We start from the raw sequence: 16,726 nt of genomic DNA, 5'->3' as shown, positions 1-16,726 counted from the left end.
TCTTCCGCATCCGCTATCAAGCGCCCACACTTATCGGTTGTTTGTTTGTTAAAGAACTGGTCGCGGTTCGCTTTGCTTACCGCGTCGCTGCGTTTGCTGCAGCGAAGGAACGAGACTATAAAGAATTATCTGCGTTTCATCAATACTTTTTTAATCTTTTCTTGCTCGGGCAAGTTTCGCTCTGCCTATTACTCACCTTCCCCACTAGCAGCCCCGCGAACTCTACCGCCCTGCCCTGAAGCTGAGCCTCCTGCCGCGAAGGGAGCGAATACTAGGTCGTTCGCGCAACGCTGGCAAGTTTTTTCCAAGATTTTTTGCCCCAAGCTTTGTCGCCGCGGGATGAAGGTCACCGCACAGCACTTGTGCAATGACGATGGGGGGCAATGACGATGGGGGCACCGACCGCCTGCGCGACGGGCTCCGGCCAGAGCCGAACGGCGCGGATCCCCGAGCCGAACATATTGTATGCAATAATAGAATGCAATTGTATGGTTTGACGCCCGCCATTCAGGCCACCGCCAGGCGGATTCATAGATCTGGAGACAACATGACATTCAGCACCCCCGGCATGACATCACAACACGTAGCCGCTCTTGAGCCGATCGAGAACTACCTGCAAGCCCACATCACCGGCAATGCGGAATACATGCGCAAGGCGTTCCACCCGGATGCCAGGATCATCTCGTTTCGCGAGGGAAAGTTGCACGCCTTGACCCTCGATGAGTTTTCCGCGCGCTTCCAGGGCCAGCCCGCGGCAGATGAAGCACAACGCAAGCGCTACATCACGCATTTCGACGTCACCGGCAACGCCGGCACTGCCAAGGTCGTGCTGGAGTATCCGGAAGTGACCTTCACGGACTACATGACGCTCCTGGAAATCGACGGCGTCTGGAAGATCGCCAACAAGACGTTCAGCGCAGCGCCGCCGAAAAAATAATCCGCCATCCGCCTTCACGCGGCGCTCCGCAGGCTTTACCCGCCGGCAACTCGCGCTAGCTGGCCAAGTAGCTCGAAACCAAACGCGTCGATCGCAGCGGGCTCTCAAGCCGGCCCGGGCTTGAACTTGGTGCGCGTCACCGGCGCCAGGCGCCTGGCCGTCATCAGGCGGCGCGTCGCGGTGGCCTCGGCTTGCGCACGCTCGGCCCGCCGCAGCGCCACCTCGATTTCGGCCCGTAAGCGCTCCCGCGCCACTTCCCCCTCCGCTAGCGCCTGCTGCGCCTCCACCCACCGCCGGCTGAGCGTGTCGCGCTCGGCCTGCAAGCGCACCCGCTCCTCCGCGCCCGCGACGGCCGCGTCTTGCGCCCTCACCTGCGCCGCGGCCATCCCGGAGCGCAACTCCCCCACCACCTGCTCTGCCTTCTGCCGCAGCGTGCGCTCCTGATCAATCTCGCGCAGCGCGCGGCGCTCGGTGGCGCTGGCCCGTTCCTGCGCCACCGCGACCTGCTCGTGGGTGCGCTCCAGGTCCGTCGAGAACTGTGCATGCATTTCGCCCAAGTGGCGCTCGAGCGCCTCGATCTGGCGCTTGCCCTCCTCTTGGCGCGCCCGCGCGGCTGCGTGGGCCTGGCGCTCGGCTTCCAGTTCCCCTTGTAGCGCCACACGCGCTTGCCGGGCGGCGCCGAGTTCAGCTTGCACGACGGCTTTCTCCTGCTCGGCCACCACCAGAGCGGCCCGCGCCTGGTCGCGTTGCGCTTCGGCCTCGCTCGCCTGGTGTCGGGCCTCCACGCGCAGCGATGCCAGTTCGCCGGCGGCAGCCTCGTTGGCGGCTTGCCAGATCGACTGCACGGCATCGGCGGCGATCTGCTTGAGTGCGTCCGGCAACTCGGGGTGGGCGATGGTCACGCGCATCTTGTCGCGCATGTCTTGCCAGAACTGCGCCAGCACCTCGGTCGGTGTGCCCATGCTGCCCTTGCGCACCAGCCCGTAGAGCTTGTTGGCGGTGGGCGTGATGCCGTAGCGGAAGAACAGCAATCCACACACCTCTCGATAGAGAGCACGTGTTTCCGGGAAGCGTTCGCGCAGTTTGACGATGTCAGCCTGCAGGATTTGCTCGTTTGCCGTGGTTTCTGGGCTAGTGGTCATGAGTTTTGGAGAGGTTCCGGCAATTTATAAATATTACTACGTAATACGTAATATTTCATGAATAAACAGGCAATCTTTAGACATAACTGTTGTTCTGTCTATAATTACGCCTAATTTGAGAACGAGACTCACGCCTCACCCATGGAATCCAGCCAACTGCCCCTCGCCACCCTGCCGGCCACCCCGATCGAGCGCTTGCGCGTGCCCGCCGAGCTATCCGGCGCCGCCGGCACCAACAGGGCGCGCGGCGGCACCCCGCAGATCTCGGCCGCGGAGGATTTGGCCGCGGTGACTGCCTGGCTGGCGCGCTATGCCGACACGCCCACTACCCTGCAAACCTATCGGCGCGAGGTAGAGCGGCTACTGCTATGGGCCGTGATGCAGCATGGCAAGCCGCTGTCGTCGCTGACCCATGAGGATTTACTGGTGTACGAACGCTTCCTGGCCGACCCGCAGCCAGCCTGGCGCTGGGTGATGGCGTCGCGCAAGAAACTAGCGCGTGGTGCGCCCGAGTGGCGGCCGTTTGCCGGGCCGCTCTCCCCAGTCAGTGCGCGGCACACCATGGTGATCCTCAATGGCTTGTTCGCCTGGCTGGTCGACGCGGGCTACCTGGCCGGCAACCCACTGTCGCTGGCGCGCAGCCGGCGCAGCCTGCCCAAGCCGCGTATTACCCGCTACCTGAGCCACGACATGTGGCAAGCGGTCAAGGACGCCACCGCTGCCATGCCGGTCGAGACCGAGCGCGACCGCCTGCACGCGGCGCGTTGCCGTTGGCTGCTGACCGTGCTGTATCTCGGTGGCTTGCGTGCAGCGGAAGTGGCCAGCACGCGCATGGGGGCGTTTTTCTGTCGGCGCGACAGCCAGGGCCTGGAGCGGTGGTGGATGGAGGTGACAGGCAAGGGCAACAAGACGCGGCTAGTGCCGGCCACCGATGAGCTAATGGCGGAGCTGGCGCGTTACCGCAACGCCCACGGTCTGCCGTCTGCGCCAAGCCCCGGCGAGGATCGCCCCATTGTGCTGCCCGTGATCGGGCGCGAGCGCGCCCTGTCGCGTGGCGCGCTGCATTTGGTGCTCAAGGAGATCTTCGGGCTGGCGGCAGAGCAGTTGCGCGCGCGCGGCCCCGAATGGGCAAGCCGTGCCGAGGTGCTGGCCGGCGCCTCGGCACACTGGCTGCGCCACACAGCCGGGTCGCATATGACGGATCGGCAGGTCGACCTGCGCTTCGTGCGGGACAATTTCGGGCACGCGTCCATCGCCACAACCAGCGCATACCTGCATGCGGAAGACGATGCGCGGCACCAGGCCACGCAGGAGCGCCACCGGCTGGGCTGGGGCACAAAGCAGGATCAATGACCATGCACATCAAGGGGTAGCTAGAATGCGCATCGCCGATGGACAAGCAAAAATGAAAAAAGCGGGCCGCGTCAAATCCTGGCATGCCGACAAGGGCTACGGCTTCATCGATATCCATGCGGACTTGAAAGACATCTTCTTTCACATCACCGCGTTGCAGCACCGTGCCGTCCAGCCCAAGGCTGGCGACCGCGTGACGTTTGAACTAGGCAAGGACAAGGACGGCCGCATGCGAGCCACCAGCGTCTCGATACTGGGCGCGCCGAAGGGGCGAAGCCAGGTGAGCCGGCCAAACCTGTTGCCTGCCTTCCTGGCGGCAGCGGCGCTGATGGCCATTGCGGGCGGCGCCCTTAGCGGATACCTGCCACGATATGCAGGCCTCGTCAGCCTTGTGATGAGTGCCGTTGCGTTCCTTGCCTACGTGCTCGACAAGAACAGCGCCAAACACGATGCTTGGCGCACGCCCGAGGCCAGGCTGCACTTCCTGGCGCTGTGCGGAGGCTGGCCGGGCGCGCTTGCCGCGCAGCACCTGCTGCGCCACAAGAATCGGAAGCAAGAGTTCCAGCTGGTTTTCTGGGGCACCGTTGCCTTGAACCTTGGCGCCCTCGTCATGTGGAAGACGTACTTGCCTGGCTGAAATAGCAAAGGGGGCTACGGCTTTTAACTTTGCCGTAACCCCCTTCGACCAGCCTTCGCCCGGCACGCGCCGGGGCAGAACCCTGATTAGCCTTCCTTCAGGAACGCCTTCAGATGGTCCGCGCGGCTGGGATGGCGCATCTTCTTCATCGCCTTGCTTTCGATCTGGCGAATCCGTTCGCGCGTCACATCGAACTGCTTGCCGACTTCTTCCAGCGTGTAGTCGGTCGACATGTCGATGCCAAAACGCATGCGCAGCACCTTGGCCTCGCGCGGCGTCAGGTCGTCGAGCATCTCGCGCACGGTGGCGCGCAGGCTAGCGTGCAACGCGGCTTCGGCGGGGGACGCGGTGTCGGAGTCGGCAATCATGTCGCCCAGGCTCGTGTCACCGTCTTCGCCAACCGGCGTTTCCATCGAAACCGGTTCCTTCGCGATCTTCATGATCGAGCGGACCTTCTCTTCGGGCATCTCCATGCGCTCGGCCAGAGCAGCGGGATCCGCAGCCTTGCCGGTGCGCTGCATGATTTCGCGCGAGATCCGGTTGAGCTTGTTGATCGTCTCGATCATGTGCACCGGCACCCGGATGGTCCGGGCCTGGTCGGCGATCGCGCGCGTCACGGCCTGGCGAACCCACCAGGTTGCATAGGTGGAGAATTTCCAGCCGCGGCGGTACTCGAACTTGTCGACCGCCTTCATCAAGCCAATGTTGCCTTCCTGGATCAGGTCCAGGAACTGCATGCCGCGGTTCACGTACTTCTTGGCGATCGAGATGACCAGGCGCAGGTTGGCCTGCGTCATCTCGTGCTTGGCCTGGCGCATCTGCCGCTCGGCTGCCAGCATCTGGCGATTCACCAGCTTCAGTTCCGACAGCGGCAGCACCACGCGGGCGTGGATGTCGATCAGCTTTTGCTGATGCGCTTCGAGGTCCGGCAAGCTGCGGGAAACGGAGTCACTGTACGAACGCGACTCGCCGGCGATCGCACGGCCCCAGGCGAGATTGGTCTCGTTGCCCGGAAAGCGTTCGATGAACTCCTCACGGGGCATGCCGCAACGCTCGACCATCAGTTGCAGGATCTGGCGCTCGACCACGCGTACTTCTTCCACCACCGTCTGCACATCGGCGCACAGGCGCTCGATGGTCTTTGCGGTAAAGCGGATCGACTTGAGCTCCTCCCGAACCGCGAGCTGTGCCACGAGGAAGCCTTCGGACTCCACGCCGTGGGCGGTGTAGGCCTTGCGCATGGCTTCGAAATGATTGGCCACGCGAGCGAAGCGGGTCAGGCAATCGTCACGCAGCTTGGCCAGGCTGGCGGTTTCGTTGGCTTGCGCGGCCGCACCTTCGTCGACGGGCTCGTCCGAGGCGCTCTCATCCTCGGCGACGACTTCGTCGCGGCTGGTGTCTTCCTCGGCTTCGGCGACTTCGCCTTCCCCTTCGATCAGGCCGTCGACGAGCTCATCGATACGCGTTTCGTCGCGGGCGACCCGCTCCGACAGCTCAAGAATCGTCGCAATGGTGGACGGGCAGGCAGCGATGGCATGCACCATGCGGTTCAGGCCGTCCTCGATGCGCTTGGCGATCTCGACTTCCTGCTTGCGGGTCAGCAGCGTTGCCGAGCTCATTTCCCGCATGTACATCCGCACCGGATCGGTGGTGCGGCCAAATTCCGAGTCAACCGTCGAGAGCGCAACTTCCGCCTCTTCATCGGCCTGGTCGTCAGATGCGGCGACCGCGCTGTCGCGCAGCAGCAGCGCTTCAGCGTCCGGCGTCTGCTCATAGATCGTCACGCCCATTTCGGCGAACGTGCTGACGATGCTCTCCATCGCCGCGGTGTCCGTGAAATTGCCCTGCAAATGGTCGCTGATGTCCGCGTGCGTCAGGTAGCCTCGCTCCCTGCCCAGCTGGATCAGCGCGCGCAGCTGCTGGCTGCGTTCCGTTGCTTCGGTTGCGGGATCAGCTTGAGTCGTGGACGCCGCACCCCTGCCGACAGGCTTTTTGCCGGTCAATGCTGTCTTTGTTTCTGCCACCGTCCGTTGTGCGCCACTCGCCATTAACTGCTGCTCCCTTGCTGAATTACTTCTTAACTGTTGCTGTTGCCCGTACGAGGGTACACCCAACGCACCTCTGGCTGTCAAAGCCGTCACAGGATGGGTACCTGTCGAGAGATGCATGGCTGACGCCACCACTACCGGGTTCTTCCAGTATGGTGGTCCGCGCTCGTTTAGGCCAAAGGGCGATATTCTACATTCGTTGGTGCGACGCAGCACGTGCTAAAAGTTTTTTACCGCATCGCCGAGGCCCTTCAACCCCTCTTAAATTTGCGTTGCCATGTCACTCCATGCTAGGCAATAGCCCTATTTTCACGCACAAACCGGGAGAATTACCCGCAATATGTGACGCAAAGATTCCATATGACCTCATCGGGCCTTGTGACCGAAAGCACCGTCAGGATTTACATACAGATTTGTTTTTTTCTTGCCAGCCAGGCTACCGGGCCCGGAAAGGCCGGCTTCTTCCCTTAATGGGGCGGGTGCCGATTTCCCCGGCCGTGCATCCGGCTTGATGTCCTCCAGCCCTTGCGCCCATGTCGCCAGCATCCGCTTGGCGATTTCCCGGAACTCCGGGTACCGGCCAGCGCACTCAGCTACCATCGGCAGCACTTTTCGAACCGCCTCGGTCACCTGCGCCGCGCACGCCGCCATGTCGGTCCGGGACAGCGACAACCGGGCCCCCCCGTATTGGGTCAACCACTGCCCGGATGCCCAGGTCCGCTTGCCGGCCAACGGCAGCCCCGGAATATCTGCCTGGTACTCGGGGTAGGCCGTCACCGTGACGATGTCGTAAACCGGCGCCAGCCGCACGTCCTCTACGGAGGTATAGACCACTGCGAAGTTTTTCAAGTGCGCGTCTGCATTGCGCAGCGCATAGTTCACGAGCAGCAGCGTAAACAGCCGCCTCGCGCTGTCCTTGCGATGCGGGGCACTGATGTAAATCGACGACAGTTTGGCCAGGTCCTCAAGGCTGCCTTGACGGGATCCAGCCCCTTGAGTGCGCAGAAATCCTCGACCGCCAGGCGGCCCCCGTTGGCCAGCCGGTCGAAACGCCGGATGGCCAGCACCTCCCCGTCCTCCGAGAGTTGTGTCTCGGGGACCTCCAGGCCCGCATGCCGCGCGACCTCCAGGCACAGGAATTCATTGACAGACAGGCCGGGCAAGTCGGCCGGACCGGTTTTCAGGATGAACTCATCGGTCCAGACCGTGGCCTTGTCCTCTGGCCTGGCAAGCAGCTTCGGCATGACGCCAGAGACCCCATCGGTAATACCGGCTTCCAGCTGCCGCAACAGGTTGTCCCGTGAGCCTGTTGCGGCAAGCAGGCTCGCCATGTCCAGGTTGGAGGCGGGGGCGTCCACCGATACGCCACGGGGCACCACCCTGACCCTGCCGATTCCGTTCGCGCCGGTCAGTGCCAACAGGCCCTGGTCGCTCACGTCGGCATGGGCGCCAAGTTTTCGGCGCACCAGGTCTTTTTTGTACCCTTCAGGCAGGTTCATCTGAAAAAAAGGCAGCAATCCGGCAGCCCATTTATATGACTCTGCCCGCGCTGGGAGCAGGAGTGAGACGAGGTTGTGCGCCTGTACGTCTGGCAGGTAGGTGAAAACGCTCGCGCGCGCCTCTTCGACCAGCGTGCCCACTGGCGTTGCATTCACGTAGACGTCCAGTACCTTAGCGCTCATCCGCCCTCCCCGTGGCTGCCTGGGGCTTGCTATGGGCATGCCTGACCCGCCGGCGGAGGTCTCCCGCAGCGGCATTGCCTGTTTCGGACTCTGCCAGCACGTCGTCAAGGGTCCTTCGGTGGCCGGCGGGCCGTGCGAGCAGCTCAAGCCCGACGGCTTCAAACAGGCTCAGCAGCTTCACGGCGCCCAGCTCCGGCAAGCCGCCGGTCTCGAACCGGCTGATCCGCGCACGCGGCACCCCGCTGGCGTCCGCGACTTCCTGTTGGGTTTTGTTGGCAAGAAGCCTGGCGTGCTTAAAGGCCTCCCCCAGTTCGGCGAGATTCATATGCCACCTATAAAACATTAAGCCTTGAAATACATCTAATGTACTGTATATGAAACAGAAGAATGGATCAAGATAATGTTCTGCAGATAGAACAATAACTGCTATTTCCCTATTAATGTTCTATATATGGAACATTAATAGGGCTGCATGGGCACGGTATTTAAGCGGTTAGACTGCATACCTGCCGAACCACCAGCCACCCATCCCTTAGCCAGAGACATGCACCTGATCGACATTGGCGTGAACTTTCACTCGTCTCAGATTGCCCCGCACACCGCCGTGATCCTGGAGCGCGCTACAGCAGCGGGCGTGGTCGGCATCCTTGCCACCGGCACCTCGCTGGAATCAAGCCGAAAGGCACGCGACCTGGCCAGCCGGCATCCCCATTTCCTCTTTGCCACGGCCGGCATCCACCCGCACACCGCCAAGGACTGGTCGCCAGCGGTCCTGCAGTCCCTCCAGGCGCTTTGGGAGAGCCCTGATGTGGTGGCAATCGGGGAATGCGGGCTGGACTACAACCGCAACTTCTCTACGCCAGCCGACCAGCGCCACGCCTTCGAGGCACAACTCGAAGCGGCGGTGCGCTGGAAGAAGCCGCTGTTCCTTCATTGCCGGGACGCCTTCGACGATTTCTACGCCATGGTCGCACCCGCCGTGCGCGCGGGCGCCCACGGCGTGGTGCACTGCTTCACCGGCGCAACCGATGAGGCAGCCGCTTTCGTAGCGCTAGGCCTGGACATCGGCATCACCGGCTGGGTCACGGATATCAAGCGCGGCCAGGCGCTGCGGGAGGCCGTGCAAGCCATCCCGCTCGAGCACCTGCACCTGGAGACGGACGCGCCCTATCTCGGCCCGAAAAACCACAAGAACCGGCGGCCTTACAACGAGCCCGCCAATCTTCCCTGGATCGCGCAAGCGGTCGCCGAGCTGAAGGGGCTGAGCATGCGCGAAGTGGCGGATCAGTGCACCCGCAACAGCCGCCGCTTGTTTGGCATTCCGGCCTGATGCGCTCCGCCCCACACCAGTCACTTCAAGCTTTGCGCCTGAACGTGCCCGCATTACACTGGAACCCGCCCATAGCCGGGCGAGTCCAAAAGACCTTCGCCCGGCCAGTCTTGTGTCTCCAACCGATCCATGATGGCTTGGGCCGACCCATCAATCGAAGAACAATCAAGAAAGGCCCACCGATGGTGACCGAAACCGGCCAGAACCTGCTCCTGCGCCCGCTGGAGCGCAGCCATCTGCATTTCGTCCACAGCCTCAACAACGACGCCAAAATCATGCGTTACTGGTTCGAGGAGCCGTACGAGACCTTCACCGAGCTGTCGCAGCTATATGACCGCCACGTGCACGACCAGCGCGAGCGCCGCTTTATCTGCGAGAACCTGGAAGGCGAGGCCGTCGGCTTGGTCGAGCTGATGGAGTTGAACCATATCCACCGGCGCGGCGAGTTCCAGATCATCGTGGCACCCGCCAGCCAGGGCCGCGGCTATGCCAGCACGGCCACGCGGCTTGCCATGGACTACGCCTTCATGGTGCTGAACCTCCACAAGCTGTTCCTGATCGTGGACGTGCAGAACGAAAAGGCGATCCACATCTACGAGAAATGCGGCTTCCAGCGTGAGGGCGAGCTGCGGGAAGAATTCTTCAGCTATGGCGCGTATCACAACGCACTGCGCATGTGCGCCTTCCAGCGCGACTACCTCGCGTCGCGACCACGGCAGCGCTGAACAACCGCTGCCGCCTCCACATCAGCCAGCCAACTCGCCCACCGCCCTCCACGCCTGATCAATGGCGGACGTCAACGACGGGCTGCCCGCGCTATCGCTATTGGCGATCACCACATTGCCAGCGCGGGCGCGCGAGCGATCCAGCACGGCCTGCGCCGCCGCTTCTTCCTCGAACAAGCTGTTGGGCATATAGCTGTAACCGTGTGCCCAACGGTTGACGGTGATGCCCCGGATGACGTCCTTGCCGGCAAAGCCGCCTGGCGCCAGCATGCGATCGAGCTGGCTGCGCACGCCCTTCTCCAGTTCGCTGAACGGCGTACCCAGCAAGAAGGCGCGCCCCGCGCGAAAGCGCTCGCGCGCCTGCATGCCGCTGTCCGGCACGGTGGGCACATAGAGCATATGCAGCACCACCGGATCTGCCGGACGCGCGCCGGCTGGCTTCTCCAGCCACAGGTCGGTGTAGGCCATGGCCGGCGCGTGGATGCGGCTGGTCTTGAGCGCCTCGAAGGCACGCCAGTTGTCCAGCGCCACCTTGGTGTAGACCACGGGCGCCTTCACGTCGGCGCGCAAAGCTTGCTTTTGCGCGTCCGGCAGGCCGGGCATGATGAACGGGATCATCATGTTGTAGCCTGCCAGCACTACATGCGCGGCTTCGACCCGGTGCAGGTTCCCATTCCAGCCGTAGGTCACGCGCGTGATGCGCTGGTCGGGCTCGATGGCGATGGCTGTGCTGTTCAGCCGCACCCTCACCCTTGCATCTTCGGCATCGAGCCGGCTGTAGTCGAAGCTGGCCGCGCCGATGGCATCGGGGCTGGCGATGCTTGCCACGCCCGGGACCAGGTTCTGCACCAGCAGCCGCGCCAGCGTGGCGTTGCCGTCGGCAAACCAGAGCTTTGACGCGGGCGACTTGCCAAGGCGCGGATTCAGGCTGGGCGGTGGCATGTTCTTGCCCGCCGGCAGGCCAATGGCCAGCGCGTCGAACACGGATACGCCGTCGGCGTCGAGCGCATAGGCATCGTTGCTGCGGCCGCGGAAAAAGCGCTGTCCATCCAGCCCCAGGCCGGCCTTCTCGCGCAGGAACGCCGCGTAGCTGGTGCGCTTCAGGTAGGCCAGCCGCTCGCTTTCGCTCATGCCGGCCAGGTAATCCGTGCCGCCGTCGGCCAGCCGCGCCAGCGCAGCGCGGTCTTGCTGGGGCAACGGCGCCTTGTCGAGGAAGGCTTTGAAGGCGGCGGCATCCACAGGCTGCGTGCCTATCCCCTGTGCGGCTATCCCCTGCGCAGCTATCCCATTACGGCCATCGATCAGCCCCGCAAACGGATCGCCGGCAAGCAACTGGTCCCGGCCGAAATGCTCCTGGTCGAAGAACACCGAGCGGCCCATGCCCAGTTCGCGGTAAGGGTCGCGTTCGGCGGCTTGATGGCGCTTTGCGTCTACACCGAGGCCGGCCAGCAGCGTGGCCACCGCGCGGCTGTCCAGCGCGGTCGATGGCATCTCGGCGCTGCCGCCGTACGTCACCAGTTTCTGCCCGCGCACGGTGAACTCGTTGCGCTTGGCGTGCCCGCCGAAATCGTCGTGGTTGTCCAGGATCAGGATGCGCTTGCCGGCGCCAAAGCGGCGCTGGTAGAACCACGCTGCTGCCAGCCCGCTGAGTCCGCCACCCACCACCACCAGGTCGTAGACTTCGCGCGCCATGACGGCGGGATACTTGGCGCCCTCACGCGCCAGGCTGTGCGCGAGCGTATAGGTGCCCGCATGGTTGCCGCGCAGCCCGGTCAGCGCGGGCGGGTAGCCGGCACCGCGTTCGGCGGCCTGCAAAAGCTGGGACGGCGCCAGCCCCGCGGCAATGGTGAGCGCGGCGCCGTTAAGGAAATCTCTGCGCGTGATGGTCATGGCAATAGGATTCGCTTGAAGTAGGTGGCGCGCGGGCTCAACGGGATTCGGCGGTGTCGCGCTGGCGCCCGAGCGCGGCGCGGCGGGCGGCGACAGCCGCTTCCTTGACCGGGCTGGCCTGGTTGCCCCAGCCTGTGCGGATAAAGGTCAGCACATTCGCCAGTTCCTGGTTGTCCAGCGTCCAGCCATAGCCGGGCATGTGGTAATCGGTGGCCGCGGTGCCCACGTGCGCTGTCACGGCGCCATCGAGCAGCAGGTTGGCCAGCGAGGACGGATCGGGATCCACCACGGTGGGATTGCCCGCCAGCGGTGGGAAAACGCGGGCAAAGCCCTTGCCGTTGGCACCGTGGCAAGGCATGCAGAACTCGGCGTACTGGCGCGCGCCGGTAGCATCGAAACGGCCCTGCGCAAGCGTGTCGGTGGTATTGGCGTCATAGGCATACGGCGTTTCATCGCTGCGCGCGCCGGGCACGGACTTGAGGTACACCGCAACGGCGTCCAGGTCCGGGCGCGTCATGAACTGCGTGGACGACGCAATCACCTCGGACATCGGCCCGAAGGAAGTCGCATGCGCATTGCGGCCGGTATGCAGGTATTCGGCAATGTCCTCGCGCGACCAGCTGCCCAGCCCGGTGCGCGGATCGCCGCGCAGGTTGGTGGAGGCCCAGCCTTCCACACTGGCGCCGGCCAGGAAGTGCCGGCTGCGCTCGTCCAGTCCCTTCTCGGCCATCAGCATGCCGCGCGGCGTGTGGCATGCGCCGCAGTGGGCCACCGCCTGGACCAGATAAGCCCCGCGATTCCACGCGACGCTCTGACCCGCATTGGCAGGAACCGGGCCAGACTCCAGGAACAGCCAGTTCCAGACGCGCAGCAGCCAGCGCATGCCAAACGGCCAGCGCATCTCGGGCTCGGCGGTTTGTTGCCGCACGGCTTTCACTTCGGTGCGCAGATAAGCGTATAGCGCCTGCACATCCGGCTCGGCGAGCTTGGCGTAGGACGGGTAAGGCATGGCTGGATACAGCCGCTTGCCATGCCTGGCCACGCCCTCGCGCAGCGCGCGGTCGAATTCCTCGAACGAGTAAGCGCCAATGCCACTGTCCACGTCCGGCGTGATGTTGGTCGAGTAGACGGTGCCAACGCCGGTCTTCAACGGCAAGCCGCCGGCAAACGGCGCGCCACCGGCGCTGGTGTGGCAGGCCGCGCAATTGGCAACCTTGGCCAGGTAGCGGCCGCGCTCGATCTGCGCGGCACCGGGGGCGTCAGCTGCCGCCGCGAAGCATGGCGCCAGCAATAGGACAGCAAAGGCAACGGTAGCGGAAAACCGCCTTGTGGCAAGGCTCATGGGGCTGATTATCGTTTTAAGCGCCGCGATGGCATTCAGTACGGCGAGCGTGCACAGCCCGCACGCGGCGGGCTGTACTTCGTGGTTGCGGGCCTGGATGGCCCCTTGGGCATGGGAGGAATTGGCGGGCTCGCGGCTCAGGCGTGGGTCACCGCCCAGTGCGCCAGCGACACGAGCAGCAGCACCAGCCCCGCCGCCAGCGCCACCCCCGTCAGGATCAACGGCACTGGCCGCACGGCCTGCAGGTCGCGCATATGTTCCTGGCCCTTGCGCAGGCCAAAGAATCCCCACAACACCGTCAGCACCAATCTCAAGGGGTTCATTTCGCTCTTCCTTACATGCTTGCCAACCGCCGCGTGACCTTGCGGCGCTTTGGCTTTTGGTAGTTACGGGGGATTATGGCGTCGGCTGGCAAGGAATAACAGAATCAGATCTGCGATAATTTTGCGTATCAGTTTGAGCGCCTGAGACTGCGCTCATCGCTACGCCACGGCAACGCCCCCTGCCCCCATGAAGCGCTATGAAGAACTGGCGGAAACGCTGGCCAAGGACATCCGCAACGGTAACCTGCCGCCCGGCACCAAGATGCCGTCGATCCGCAAGACCGTGACCCAGTTCGGCGTGAGCCCCGCCACCGCGTTCCAGGCTTACTACCGGCTGGAGGAGCGTGGCTTGGTGCGGGCACGCGAGCGCTCCGGCTACTACGTGACCGGCCAGGTCGGCCGGCCGCTGCCGCAACCGGCTGTGCGGCCCTCGCACCAGGTCTCGACCGACGTTGATATTTCCAAGCTGGTTTTCTCTGTGCTGGACGCGGCGCGCGATCCCCAGCTCATCCAGCTTGGTTCGGCCTTCCCTTCGCCCGAGCTGTACCCCTGGGAGCGGCTGGGCAAATCGCTGGCCCGGGCTGGGCGCGAGCTCGATCCCTGGTATTCCGTCAACGACATGCCCGCCGGGCACCTCGCCCTGCGCCAGCAGATCGGCCTGCGCTACCTCGGCGCGGGCGCGCCGCAGCCCACCGACGAGATCATCGTCACCAACGGTGCGCTGGAAGCGCTGAATCTGTGCCTGATGGCGGTGACCCAGCCCGGCGACGTGGTGGCGATCGAGTCCCCCGGCTTCTATGCCGCGCTGCAGGCGCTGGAGCGGCTGCGCCTGCGGGCAGTGGAGATCCCGGTGGATCCGCGCGAAGGCATCGACCTGGACGCACTGGATGCCGCGCTCCAGCGCCATCCGATCAAGGCCTGCTGGTTCATGACGCAGTTCCAGAATCCAATGGGCGCGAGCATGTCCGAAGCCAGGAAGCAGGCGCTGGTAGCCTTGCTGGCGCGCCACCACGTACCGCTGATCGAGGATGACGTCTATGGCGAGCTGTATTTCGGCAATCGCTGCCCTCTGCCCGCCAAGGCCTTCGACCAGGAAGGGCTGGTCATGCACTGCAGCTCGTTTTCCAAGACGCTGGCGCCCGGATTCCGGGTGGGCTGGGTGGCCCCCGGGCGGTATGGCGAGGCAATCAAGCGGCTGCGGCTGATGACCACGCTGTCGGCGGGCGTGCCCACGCAGGTGGCGCTGGCCGAGTACCTGCAGAACGGCGGCTACGACAAGCACCTGCGGCGCCTGCGCCATCTGCTGGAGATGCAGCAGGGCCAGCTGATCGCGGCCATCGGCCGGCACTTCCCGGAGAACGTGCGGGTCTCGCAGCCCGCCGGCGGGTACTTCCTGTGGGTGGAGTTTGCGGCCGGATTCGATGCGCTGGCGCTGCATCGCGCGGCGCTGGAACATGGCATCGGCATTGCGCCTGGCCCGATCTTTTCAGCGCGCCAAGGCTATCGCAACTGCATCCGGCTGAACTATGGCCACCTGTGGAGCGATGCCGTGGAAGCCGCCGTGGCCAAGCTGGGCGAGCTGGCGAAGGCGCAATTGCAATAGGGCGCGTCAGGCTACCGTCCCGCCCCGGGCATGCCTGCCCAGATACCATTCGCCCAGCTCGAAGCCGGCCTGCACCAGCAGCGCAAGCACCGCGGCCGGGATGGCGCCAGCCATCAGCAGCACATGGTCGTTCAGCGCCAGCCCGGTGGCGATGCGCTCGCCATAGCCGCCGGCACCGACAAAGGCGGCAATGGTGGCGGTGCCCACGCTGATGATGGCGGCGGTCTTGATGCCGGCCAGCAGCACCGGCATCGACAGCGGCAGCTCCACATAGCGCAGCACCTGGCCGGGCGTGAAGCCCAGGGCGCGCGCTGCCTCGCGCATGCCGGCTGGCACCTGCTGCAAGCCGGTCAGCGTGTTGCGCACGATGGGCAGCAGTGCATAGAGGAACAGCGCCACCATCGCCGGCCAGACGCCGATGCGCCCCAGCAGCGGGATCAGCATCGCCAGCAGGGCCAGCGACGGCACGGTCTGCAGCACGCTCACCGTGGCCATCAGCACTTGCCCCAGCCGCTGCCGGCGCGCGGCGACGATGCCAAGCGGCACGCCCAGCAAGCTGGCCGCGCCAACCGCGCCCAGCACCAGGGCCAGGTGGCGGCAGGTCAGCCGCAAGGTATCGCGCCCGAACAAGGTGCCAGCAAGGCCCGCCCGCGCGCTTGCCGTTGCATCCGCCACGCTGGCGTTGCCATGCGCCAGGAAGGCCCGCGCCACGGCGGCAAAGGATTGCCCATCCAGTTCCGCTGCGGCATTCATGGCGATCATGTCCGCCGCGCTCACCTTGCCGGCCAGCCCCGTCAATGCCCGCCACGCGGCCGGGAAGCGCTGTGGCAGGTCCAGGCGGTACAGCACCACGGCGTCATAGCGGGGAAAGTAGTGGCGGTCGTCCGTCAGCACGCGCAGGCCGTATTTGCGGATCTTCGCATCGGTGGAGTAGATATCGATGGCGTCGACCTGCCCGTTGGCCAGGGCTTCGTAGGCCACGCCGTGGTCCAGCCCCAGGGGCCGCTGGGGCAAGCCGTAGCGCTGCGCCAGCCCGGGCCAGCCGTCCGCCCGGCCCAGGAATTCATGCGACAGCCCGAGGCGCAGTTGCGGTTGCGCGGCCAGGTCGCCGAGCGCCGCCAGCCCGAGTTGCCGGGCCTTGTGCTCCTCCATGGCAAGCGCATAGGTGTTCTCGAAGCCAAGCGGAATCCCTGCCGCCAGGCCCAGCGGCGCCAGCGCCTGGTTGATCTGCGCCAGGCTGGCGCCGGCGGGCAACTTGAGGATTTCACTGGAAACGGTGCCGGTGTAATCGGGATAGAGGTCGATGCTGCCGGCCTTGAGTGCCTCGAACACGATCGCCGTATTACCAAGGCCGGGCGTGTGCTGCGCACTGGCTTGGGCCGCGGCGGTCTGGGTGAGCACCTCCCCGAGGATGTAGGACTCGGTAAAGCGCTTGGAGCCGACCCGCAGGGTATCGGCGCAGGCCGTGCCGGCTGTGGCCAGCAGCGACAAACCGGCCAACGCCCAGCACAGGAGCAAGGCCAGCCAAGGCTCGGTACGGCGGGGGATTCCGGGTTGCAAGGTCAAATGAAGCGTTCTCCTGAGCATGGTGCGTGGCACGCGGACTGCTGGGCCGGTTCATCACATGATACGTGCATGGCCGCGACGGCGACGCCGGCGCGCACCCACTTTGTGCCGCATGAGCACATACGAAAATAGTATTTGCAATCCGAAT

At 64.6% G+C, this 16,726-nt stretch carries 14 protein-coding genes and 1 pseudogene; 7 read left to right on the top strand and 8 right to left on the bottom strand.

The window, feature by feature from the left end:
- Together AC07XB_RS22175 and AC07XB_RS22170 are read left to right on the top strand one after the other, a co-directional pair.
- A partial coding sequence (locus AC07XB_RS22175) for a hypothetical protein (RefSeq protein WP_493688097.1) occupies window positions 1–239 on the top strand: 239 nt, incomplete at its 5' end.
- Window positions 240–547: 308 nt separating this feature from the next.
- Entirely contained in the window at window positions 548–937 is a 390-nt protein-coding gene (locus AC07XB_RS22170; RefSeq protein ID WP_416048614.1) for a nuclear transport factor 2 family protein, read from the top strand.
- A gap of 104 nt (window positions 938–1,041) precedes the next feature.
- Here the strand turns inward: AC07XB_RS22170 and AC07XB_RS22165 are convergent, their stop codons facing one another.
- Window positions 1,042–2,079, bottom strand: a complete 1,038-nt coding sequence (locus AC07XB_RS22165; protein WP_492374827.1) for a DNA-binding protein — start codon at window positions 2,077–2,079, stop codon at window positions 1,042–1,044.
- Between the two features lie 141 nt (window positions 2,080–2,220).
- Between AC07XB_RS22165 and AC07XB_RS22160 the strand changes: the two genes are divergently transcribed.
- Window positions 2,221–3,432, top strand: coding sequence for a tyrosine-type recombinase/integrase (locus AC07XB_RS22160; RefSeq protein WP_492374828.1), 1,212 nt, complete (start codon window positions 2,221–2,223; stop codon window positions 3,430–3,432).
- Between the two features lie 52 nt (window positions 3,433–3,484).
- Window positions 3,485–4,069, top strand: coding sequence for a DUF1294 domain-containing protein (locus AC07XB_RS22155; RefSeq protein WP_492374829.1), 585 nt, complete (start codon window positions 3,485–3,487; stop codon window positions 4,067–4,069).
- An 86-nt stretch (window positions 4,070–4,155) separates the two neighbouring features.
- Here AC07XB_RS22155 and rpoD read toward each other — a convergent pair whose 3' ends face one another.
- From rpoD to AC07XB_RS22140, 3 genes and pseudogenes are all read right to left on the bottom strand, one after another.
- The gene (gene rpoD / locus AC07XB_RS22150; RefSeq protein WP_253932086.1) at window positions 4,156–6,117 is read right to left on the bottom strand and encodes an RNA polymerase sigma factor RpoD; all 1,962 of its coding nucleotides are present in this window, start codon (window positions 6,115–6,117) and stop codon (window positions 4,156–4,158) included.
- A 366-nt stretch (window positions 6,118–6,483) separates the two neighbouring features.
- Window positions 6,484–7,799, bottom strand: a pseudogene (locus AC07XB_RS22145) (type II toxin-antitoxin system HipA family toxin).
- Entirely contained in the window at window positions 7,789–8,124 is a 336-nt protein-coding gene (locus AC07XB_RS22140; protein ID WP_492374831.1) for a helix-turn-helix domain-containing protein, read from the bottom strand. Before AC07XB_RS22140 ends, AC07XB_RS22145 begins: the two are co-directional and overlap by 11 nt.
- Before the next feature lie 219 nt (window positions 8,125–8,343).
- On the opposite strand from AC07XB_RS22140, the gene AC07XB_RS22135 reads away from it, so the two are divergent.
- Both AC07XB_RS22135 and speG read left to right on the top strand, forming a co-directional pair.
- Window positions 8,344–9,129, top strand: coding sequence for a TatD family hydrolase (locus AC07XB_RS22135; RefSeq protein WP_492374832.1), 786 nt, complete (start codon window positions 8,344–8,346; stop codon window positions 9,127–9,129).
- A 182-nt stretch (window positions 9,130–9,311) separates the two neighbouring features.
- A complete protein-coding gene (speG, locus tag AC07XB_RS22130; protein WP_150990208.1) occupies window positions 9,312–9,854 on the top strand; it encodes a spermidine N1-acetyltransferase in 543 nt (180 codons plus the stop codon).
- 21 nt (window positions 9,855–9,875) lie between these two features.
- On the opposite strand, the gene AC07XB_RS22125 is transcribed toward speG, so the two are convergent.
- From AC07XB_RS22125 to AC07XB_RS22115, 3 genes are all read right to left on the bottom strand, one after another.
- A complete protein-coding gene (locus AC07XB_RS22125) occupies window positions 9,876–11,744 on the bottom strand; it encodes a flavin monoamine oxidase family protein (RefSeq protein WP_492829958.1) in 1,869 nt (622 codons plus the stop codon).
- Between the two features lie 37 nt (window positions 11,745–11,781).
- Window positions 11,782–13,086 carry a cytochrome c gene (locus tag AC07XB_RS22120; protein WP_492374834.1) on the bottom strand — a complete coding sequence of 435 codons (1,305 nt, stop codon included), beginning with the start codon at window positions 13,084–13,086 and terminating at the stop codon, window positions 11,782–11,784.
- Between the two features lie 137 nt (window positions 13,087–13,223).
- The gene (locus AC07XB_RS22115) at window positions 13,224–13,409 is read right to left on the bottom strand and encodes a DUF2970 domain-containing protein (RefSeq protein WP_150990214.1); all 186 of its coding nucleotides are present in this window, start codon (window positions 13,407–13,409) and stop codon (window positions 13,224–13,226) included.
- A gap of 187 nt (window positions 13,410–13,596) precedes the next feature.
- On the opposite strand from AC07XB_RS22115, the gene AC07XB_RS22110 reads away from it, so the two are divergent.
- Window positions 13,597–15,012 (top strand): aminotransferase-like domain-containing protein, encoded by a 1,416-nt coding sequence (locus AC07XB_RS22110; protein WP_492374835.1) that lies wholly within the window; start codon window positions 13,597–13,599, stop codon window positions 15,010–15,012.
- 6 nt (window positions 15,013–15,018) lie between these two features.
- Here the strand turns inward: AC07XB_RS22110 and AC07XB_RS22105 are convergent, their stop codons facing one another.
- Entirely contained in the window at window positions 15,019–16,599 is a 1,581-nt protein-coding gene (locus AC07XB_RS22105) for a glycine betaine ABC transporter substrate-binding protein (RefSeq protein ID WP_492829963.1), read from the bottom strand.
- Window positions 16,600–16,726 lie beyond the last annotated feature (127 nt).

The sequence above is a fragment of the Cupriavidus sp. GW821-FHT02F09 genome, assembly GCF_059421605.1.
This window is presented reverse-complemented; position numbering and strand designations above follow the sequence as displayed.